This window comes from Microbispora sp. CSR-4, assembly GCF_008033685.1.
Lineage (GTDB): Bacteria > Actinomycetota > Actinomycetes > Streptosporangiales > Streptosporangiaceae > Microbispora.
Window position 1 is genome coordinate 1 of the sequence record NZ_VJVX01000203.1, and the last position, 859, is coordinate 859.

Below are 859 nucleotides of genomic sequence, written 5' to 3' on the forward strand. Positions count from 1 at the left end.
GTCCGGGTGGGTCTCGCTGAAGGACTTCACCAACGTCGTCTACAACGGCAAGCACCTCGTCTACGCGACGACGCACGACAACGGATCGAGCTGGGGCTCGATGAACTTCGGCCTGTTCACGAACTGGTCCGACATGGCCTCGGCCAGCCAGAACTCGATGAACTTCTCGGCCGTCGCGCCGACGCTGTTCTACTTCGCTCCCAAGAACATCTGGGTGCTCGCGTACCAGTGGGGCGGCACCGCGTTCTCCTACCGGACCTCGACCGACCCCAGCAACCCGAACGGCTGGTCGGCGCAGCAGACGCTGTCGACGGCGAGCATCTCCGGCTCCGGCACCGGCCCGATCGACCAGACGCTCATCGGTGACGACCAGAACATGTACCTGTTCTTCGCCGGGGACAACGGCAAGATCTACCGGTCGAGCATGCCCATCGGGAACTTCCCGGGCAACTTCGGCTCCAACTACACCACCATCATGAGCGACTCGACGAACAACCTCTTCGAGGGTGTCGAGGTCTACAAGCTCCAGGGCCAGAACAAGTACCTGATGCTGGTGGAGTCGATCGGCTCGCAGGGCCGCTACTTCCGCTCCTACACCGCCACCAGCCTGGGCGGCAACTGGACCCCGCAGGCCACCAGCGAGAGCAACCCCTTCGCCGGCAAGGCCAACAGCGGCGCCACCTGGACCAACGACATCAGCCACGGCGACCTGGTCCGCACCAACCCCGACCAGACCAAGACCGTCGACCCCTGCAACCTGCAGCTGCTCTACCAGGGCCGCAGCCCCAGCTCCGGCGGCGACTACGGCCTGCTGCCCTACCGGCCCGGCCTGCTGACCCTGCAGCGCTGACGCCCTGAC

Annotated in this window: 1 protein-coding gene; it reads left to right on the top strand. The window is 65.3% G+C overall.

The window, feature by feature from the left end:
• On the top strand, nucleotides 1-850 hold an 850-nt coding region (locus FLV34_RS39455), incomplete at its 5' end, for a non-reducing end alpha-L-arabinofuranosidase family hydrolase (protein WP_261986089.1).
• Nucleotides 851-859 lie beyond the last annotated feature (9 nt).